The following is a 7,149-nucleotide window of genomic DNA, read 5'->3' as shown; positions in this document are numbered from 1 at the left end:
GCGAATTTTCCTCCAATGGTTTGGTTTGGTCACCTTTACCATACAGGAAAATTCGCATTTTTTGTACCCCTATTTTCTATATGCACACCGATCTTAAATGATCAAGTACAACTTGTGGTGAAGAGCCCGAGAAATCAAAGTCAGTAAAACAGATCCAGACAGTGGGATGTTTGTAAAAAATGAGCGTGAACGAGTATTTGCTTACTCTTATCACACCGCTTGTGACCGACATGGTTGGATATTACACACGTATGTCACCGCCGCCAATGTTCATGATAGCCAAGCGTTTTTTGAACTGTTTGAACGAGTGAAGCAAGAAATCAAAGGGTGCCCAACAGATGTGTGCATCGATGCCGGATATAAAACGCCAGCGATTGCGAAATACCTATTAGAACAAGGGATCCATCCGATTTGGCCATATACTCGTCCAAAGACGAAAGATGGGTTCTTTCGTAAATCCGAATTTGCATATGACGAACATTTTGACTGTTACCTTTGTCCAAATCACCAAGTGTTATCTTATTCAACAACGAATCGGGAAGGCTATCGGGAGTATAAATCAGATCCAGCCATCTGTCAGGGGTGTCCATACCTTCAAAAGTGTACGGCAAGCAAAAACCATACGAAAGTCGTAACACGCCATGTTTGGCAAGAGTATTACGAAGAAGCCGAACATTTACGATATGTACCAGAACACCGTGAGTTGTATGAATTAAGGAAACAGACAATTGAACGGAATTTTGCAGATTTAAAAGAGAAGCATGGTCTGCGCTGGACGAATTACCGAGGATTGGAAAGAAACCAGATGCAGGCGATGCTTGTTTGTGCTGCTATAAATTTAAAGAAATTGGCAAACTACATGTGGAGAAGGGGTCTCTCCTTTCTTTTGTATTCGAGTGTACATCTATTTTGGTTCATTCACCAAGAAACACAACTCTCGAAATGGAACAAAATGGTGATAAGACAACCGTCTTATCACCATTTTGTCAACAGTCTGAACAGGTGCTTTTATGCGCCTGTTTTTTCTTTTTAGAGAAGAAGTTTTGTTAATTTGTTAGGTTTCTAGTAACGGCTCTGGGTGAAATTAATCCTATTTTTAAATTTCTAATATTGACAAAAAAAAGAATCAATAGTAATATTATTACGTAATTACGTAATTTCGTAATTTCGTAATTTCGTAATAGTGTAATTATGTAATTGCGAGGAGGATAGTCAGTGATTGACTTGAGAAGTGATACGTTAACCTTGCCCACGGAAGAAATGAGAAAGGTTATTGCTGATGCAATAGTTGGTGATGATTGTTACGGAGAAGATGGCAGTGTTGTTGAATTGGAGGAATATTGTAAACAATTATTTTGTGTGGAAGATGCTCTATTTGTTCCGACGGGCACAATGGCTAATCAATTGGCAATAAAATCACAAGTAACAGAAGGGAATGAAGTGATTACAGAAACAAATTATCACATAAACTTTTACGAAAGCTCTTCAATTGCTATGTTAAGTCGAGTTGTTTTGCATACATGCAAAACGGATGACGGTATTCTGAATGTGGAACATGTTGAGGGATTAATTCATTCTAAGCCTAGGGGTCCTTTTTACGCTTACCCCCAATTAATTTCCATTGAAAATACAATTAATTATTATCAAGGGAAAGTATTTCCGTTAAAAGTGATTGAACAATTATATGAGTTTACGAGAGAGAAGAACATATCTTTACATATGGATGGAGCAAGGCTGTTTAATGCACACGTAGCAACGGATATTCCATTAAGTAACTATGCAAAACTTGTAGATTCACTTAGTATATGTTTTGCGAAAGGACTTGGTGCTCCGTTTGGATCGATGCTTATGGGTAAAAAAGAAATGATCAGCAAAGCTAGGATTTACAGAAAACAGTTTGGAGCCGGATTTCATCAAATAGGTATGTATGCAGCTGCGGCGTTACATGCTTTAAAGCATCATATATCCCATTTGTGTACAGACCATTTGCTTGCTAAAAAGTTAGCTATCATGTTATCAGAAATAGAAGGTTTGTCTATTGATCCAGATGCTGTTGAAACAAATATGATCTTTTTTCATGTAAATAATCTTCACACAAATTCATGGCAGTTTGTCGATAGATGCAAGAAAAAAGGATTGCTTTTATTCCCTTGGTTATCTGACATAGTAAGGATTGTAGTTAGTAGAAATGTTACTGAAAAAGATATATATGAAGCAGCTAATATTATTGAAGCAGCATGCAAAGAGTTGACGAGAGGGGTCACGTATGTTTCCTAAAGTTAATGAGGGAGTTTTAACGTTTGGTATCAGGGTGTTCAATTCCATTGGTTTTTTTGTGTATGTTCCACTACTTTCTTTATGGCTAGTGAGAATAAAAAATCTCGATATTACGGAAATGAGTGTGGTAGTAGCGGCATTTACGTTTGTCTCGAAAGCAGGGAATGTATTGGTTGGGGGAGTTGTTAATAAGCTTGGAATTAAAAATAGCCTTATTGTTGGTCTATGGGGATCGGCTTTGTTGCTCACAATGTTAGCGCTCATTCAATCTTATACATTCATATTTGTAATCGTGTTACTATTGGGAATATCGCTCTCGCTTTATAATGTAAGTTTGAAAACACATATTTCCTTATTAGGGGAAGATGAGAGGTTAAGAGCGTTTGCATTGTTGAATATCGCCGTTAACGTTGGTGCTTCTATTGGTCCTCTTCTAGGTGGATGGTTATTGGATTGGAATTCTGTTGGTATCATCATTGCAGCGATTGTTTGTTATGTTTTGGCTGGAGGGGTTTCGTTGCTATTACCCAGCATCACTATTGAGGATGCAGAGAAGGGGATCAATATTGTACAATTCGTGAAAAACAGCAAATCGGATCCGCATTTTTTTGTCTTTATAAGATTTATTGCTTTTTCGGGGCTATTTTGGTTTTTATACACACAACTATTTACAACTTTTCCTGTTGTCGTTTCTCAACATTTTTCAGGCAAAACGATTGGATTGTTTTTTACGGTGAATGCGATGACGATTATCGTTCTCCAAGGTTTCTATCCAAAAATACAGCCGAAATGGAAAATGGAGTATTGGTATACGCTAGCCCTGGTGCTTATCACAACATCTTATTTCTTGCTATGGATTTCACATCATTTTTGGATCATCTTTATCGGCGTGATCTTGTTCAGCATCGCAGAAATCATTTGGGTTCCTACGATTGATCATCAAATTGTAGAAAAAAAGGGGATGTTAAGCTCTTCATGGGCCTTTGGAATATCAGGGGTGCTTTGGGGAATGTGGGAGTCTATCGGTGGATTCGTTGGTCTGAATCTGTATGAGTATGTTGGACAGAAAACCTTTTTCTATCTAGCTATGATAAGTACTATGATCTTTGTTGGCTATATGTTTCATCTATCATATAGAAAAATGTCTTTTTTCACGAATAAAAATCAAGTAGAGGGAAAGGATTGGCGATGATGCACTTGTTATTTGTCGAGACGAATACAACAGGTACTGGTACAAAGGCGATGAAAATCGCTAAACAACTAGGTTATAAAATCCATTTTTGGACGATGGATTTAGAACAATATAAGTCCATGACAGATGACCATCCGCTGAATTTTGCTGATCAAGTCGTTATTATCGATACGTATGATACGGAGCGAATGAAGGAAGAACTGGTACGCTCTGAGGTGAAATTTGCCGGAATCCTTGCTTTTGATGACTATCACTTGATTCCAGTTGCTGAATTAGCGAGTTATTTGAAACTGAACGGGCATAATATCGAAGCATTGAAAAGGGCTCGTTATAAACATATAACGAGAACTTATCTAGAAACCCAACGTTTTAGAGAGTTTTTGCAACCTGCTTTTCATATCATCCATCATCCTGATGAAATCATAAATTTGGAGATCTCGTTTCCCTGTGTTATCAAACCTGTAGATGATAGCGGAAGTAATGGCGTGACGATCTGTCAAAATCGGCATGATTTAGAACTGTCCCTGCGCTACGAATGGCAAAGACAGCGTAATGAGCGCGGATATGATCTGGCAAGGACGTGGCTGATTGAAGAATGGATTGAGGGACAAGAATTTTCAGCTGAGATGTTATATACGGTTGATGGATGGAAATTAATATCCGTTACGAAAAAAGAAACGTATGGTTCTCATGCCGTTGAATGTGGACATGTAACAGGTCCGAAACTAAATCCTTTTTCCGATTTAGAAGAAAGATGCAAAAAACTGCTAGATCTATTGGGATTAAACTATGGAGCGGCTCATATAGAATTTTTTGTTCGCGGAAACAACCTATATTTGGTTGAAGTCAATCCTAGACTAGCTGGTGACTGCATACCTGAATTGGTGGAGTTTTCTACAGGGGTGGATATGGTTAGGCATGTTGTTTTACAATCAATCGGGACATATGAAAAAATAACGATCACTAGACAACGTTATGCTGCCATTAAGTTTATCCTGCCTGTTGAACAGGGGATATATCAAACGGTTAGGGGGACGGAGGAAGCACAAAAAGTAGCGGGAGTAAAAAGAATAAGTATAGGGAAGTTGTCGTTTAAGGCCAATGAAATCAAAAGCAGTTACCAAAGGATAGGATTTGTCATAGCAGAGGGCGATAGCATGGAAAACGCAATCACCTCGATACAACAGGCAATGGATCGATTAGAATGGAGTGTTATACATGGATAAATACATCATCATTTTAGGGGCAAGCCGTTACGGAGCGGAAGCAGCATTTCAATGCGGACTAAAACCTATTATTGTCGCCGATCATTACTCAAGCATTGATAAGGAAATAGCTCGACTGGCTGAAGCTGTATTTTATGTTCGTGACATTGCGGAGAAAACAGAGGTGTTTTATGCTGTTGAGAAGATTAAGAGTTTATATCAACCAGTGGAGCTCATCGTAAGCTTTACAGAATTAGGGTTAGAGACAGCTGCTTATATTAGTGAAAGGTTGCAATTGCCGACGAATTCACTTGAAACAGTGGTGAATACGAGAAATAAAAGATTGATGCGCCAGATTTTGCGAAAGGATCCAGAATTGCGACTAGACGTTGTGAGCGGCAAGGTATCTGTTCTCTCTAAACAGTTTCCATATTCAAGACCGGCCATCATCAAACCGCTTGACGGATTTGGAAGCAAAGAGGTCGATTATATTCCCAATCAACAGGAGTGGGAAAAATGGTTAAAGAGACATCAAAATTCTTCTCACGAGTGGATCTTGGAGCCATATATTAAAGGTCCGGAATATAGTGTGGAGACAGTGTCCTCGAGAGGAACGCATTTTATTTTAGGAATAACAGAAAAACAAACAACTGGCAAACCTCACTTTATCGAGACTGGGCATATTGTTCCGGCGAGACTGGAACAACAGAAGATCAGACAAGTCGAGCAAGTGGCGATGAAAGCGTTGCATTTGTTGAACGTCCAATATGGACCGGGGCATATTGAGATCAAATGGGATGTAGAAGAAGATAGACCAGTGGTGATTGAAATGCATACGAGACCGGGGGGAGATTTTATCCCTTATTTACATCAATTAGCGTCAGGTCTGAACCAGTACGAGTTAGGCATTTTATCTTATATAGATCAAATGCCATGCGATGTAAAACCGATTTATAAAAAAGCAAGTCTTGTGAAGTTTTTTATGTTTCCAGAAGGTGTTTTACAACAAATTTCTCTTGAGACTGTAGTTAACCAAGAATATATCCAAAATTGGGCTATGTATTATCAAGTAGGGGATTATATAAAGAAGGCGGTCGATTCTTATACACGATCTGGACATGTGATTGTTTGTTCCGAGACGGTTGAAGAAAGTCAGCGACTATGCGACAATTTTATTGAACAGTTGAAGTATGAAATTGTTTGTGATTAAAAACAGAAAGTATGGGATGTGCATGCAATGGCTGTATACACAGTAGAAGAAGTGAATCATCATTGTAAAGTAGAAATTTCTATTTCTCCTTTATTCGAAATGATGGCATGTTTAAGAAAGTGTTATGTTTCATTAGGAAAAATGGATAGTGAACATCATTTCCCTATTGCTCGCTTTGAAGAGTTTTTTCAAAAACATGAATTGTTACTGAAAAAATTTTACGGTAGGTATGAGTATGGGGCGCAGTTGGCGGAATTTTTGGTCGATTTACCTGCCCCCCATACGTTTTCTCAACTCATGACATATGTCGATCGCATGTCCCGATATGAGTTTTTGTATTATTTATTCGGCCGTTACTTGTCTGTAGATGAGATTAAAAATTACCTAACACAAACATCTCCTCCTTCAGATGAAATTCGCTCGAAAATTGTGTCTTTAGGGGGATTAATCAATGTTGAGCAGTTTGAGTTTGCACAGAACTATGAACAGTATTGGAATGAGCTGGTTTATCTTTGGAGGCAGTTTTATCAACAATGTTATGTTCATGTTGAACCTGTTCTATCCCCTCTGTGGGAGCAAGCGAGTGAGCGATTGAAAGCGGAACTTAAAACATCTAGTATTGAAAAAGTAGTTCGAAAGTTATTATACGATTACCCGATTCCAGAACAGTTTCCAACGAGAGAAACGAAGTTAATTAAATTGTATCCGTCGTATTTTGTGTCACCAAAATTTATTTTGATTTGGGGACTTGGGGAATTGCATATTGTTTATGATATCAAACATTATATGAATGAAAAAGAGCTTTCTTTCAGTGGGTATCCGATGAATATGAAATGTGATGAAGGACAGATTCAGTATATCTCTGATATTTCCAAATCACTGTCTGAAATCGTTCGTATGAAGTTGCTGTCATTTATTGCGAATGAAGAAAAAATAAAGTTACAGGATATGGCGAATAATTTGAATATTACTGTTGCTACTGTTTCACGACATTTAAATCTGTTAAAACAATCTAATCTGATCAAGGAACAGAAAGAAAATGGGTACCATGTTTATGAAATTAACGAAAATGAGATTGAGAGATATTGCTCAATGCTAAAAGAAACGCTATGTGTAAAAAAAGAGAGAAAACGATAACTAGAACTTTGACGGATAATAATATAAACAGGTGCTTTTATGCGCCTGTTTTCTTTTCTTTAAAAATGATAAAATTTTTCGCACGATTCGTAATTTATGGTAAAATAAATGTAGCTTCGTTGTTGAAA

At 37.8% G+C, this 7,149-nt stretch carries 6 protein-coding genes; all 6 read left to right on the top strand.

Going from position 1 to position 7,149, the window contains the following annotated elements:
• The first annotated feature begins 166 nt into the window (after positions 1–166).
• The 6 genes from ES017_RS08875 (at position 167) to ES017_RS08850 (ending at position 7,021) form a co-directional block, all read left to right on the top strand.
• Positions 167–1,033: a transposase gene (locus tag ES017_RS08875; RefSeq protein ID WP_021094506.1), complete on the top strand. Its 867-nt coding sequence runs from the start codon at positions 167–169 to the stop codon at positions 1,031–1,033.
• A gap of 182 nt (positions 1,034–1,215) precedes the next feature.
• Positions 1,216–2,277 carry a threonine aldolase family protein gene (locus ES017_RS08870; RefSeq protein WP_021094507.1) on the top strand — a complete coding sequence of 354 codons (1,062 nt, stop codon included), beginning with the start codon at positions 1,216–1,218 and terminating at the stop codon, positions 2,275–2,277.
• Positions 2,267–3,469, top strand: coding sequence for an MFS transporter (locus tag ES017_RS08865; RefSeq protein WP_021094508.1), 1,203 nt, complete (start codon positions 2,267–2,269; stop codon positions 3,467–3,469). Before ES017_RS08870 ends, ES017_RS08865 begins: the two co-directional genes overlap by 11 nt.
• The gene (locus tag ES017_RS08860; RefSeq protein WP_021094509.1) at positions 3,466–4,695 is read left to right on the top strand and encodes an ATP-grasp domain-containing protein; all 1,230 of its coding nucleotides are present in this window, start codon (positions 3,466–3,468) and stop codon (positions 4,693–4,695) included. The genes ES017_RS08865 and ES017_RS08860 overlap by 4 nt, the downstream gene beginning before the upstream one ends.
• The gene (locus ES017_RS08855; RefSeq protein WP_021094510.1) at positions 4,688–5,884 is read left to right on the top strand and encodes an ATP-grasp domain-containing protein; all 1,197 of its coding nucleotides are present in this window, start codon (positions 4,688–4,690) and stop codon (positions 5,882–5,884) included. Before ES017_RS08860 ends, ES017_RS08855 begins: the two co-directional genes overlap by 8 nt.
• 27 nt (positions 5,885–5,911) lie before the next feature.
• Positions 5,912–7,021, top strand: a complete 1,110-nt coding sequence (locus tag ES017_RS08850; protein WP_021094511.1) for an ArsR/SmtB family transcription factor — start codon at positions 5,912–5,914, stop codon at positions 7,019–7,021.
• Positions 7,022–7,149 lie beyond the last annotated feature (128 nt).

The organism is Anoxybacillus sp. EFIL, assembly GCF_013096955.1.
Taxonomy (GTDB): Bacteria; Bacillota; Bacilli; order Bacillales; family Anoxybacillaceae; genus Anoxybacillus; species Anoxybacillus ayderensis.
The sequence above is the reverse complement of the archived record's forward strand: the minus strand, read 5'-3'. Positions and strand labels throughout refer to the sequence as shown.

Coding starts and splice junctions, on each gene's coding strand:
- ES017_RS08855 (WP_021094510.1), top strand. CDS start 4,688: ATGGATAAATACATCATCATTTTAGGGGCAAGCCGTTACGGAGCGGAA.
- ES017_RS08865 (WP_021094508.1), top strand. CDS start 2,267: ATGTTTCCTAAAGTTAATGAGGGAGTTTTAACGTTTGGTATCAGGGTG.
- ES017_RS08860 (WP_021094509.1), top strand. CDS start 3,466: ATGATGCACTTGTTATTTGTCGAGACGAATACAACAGGTACTGGTACA.
- ES017_RS08875 (WP_021094506.1), top strand. CDS start 167: ATGTTTGTAAAAAATGAGCGTGAACGAGTATTTGCTTACTCTTATCAC.
- ES017_RS08850 (WP_021094511.1), top strand. CDS start 5,912: ATGGCTGTATACACAGTAGAAGAAGTGAATCATCATTGTAAAGTAGAA.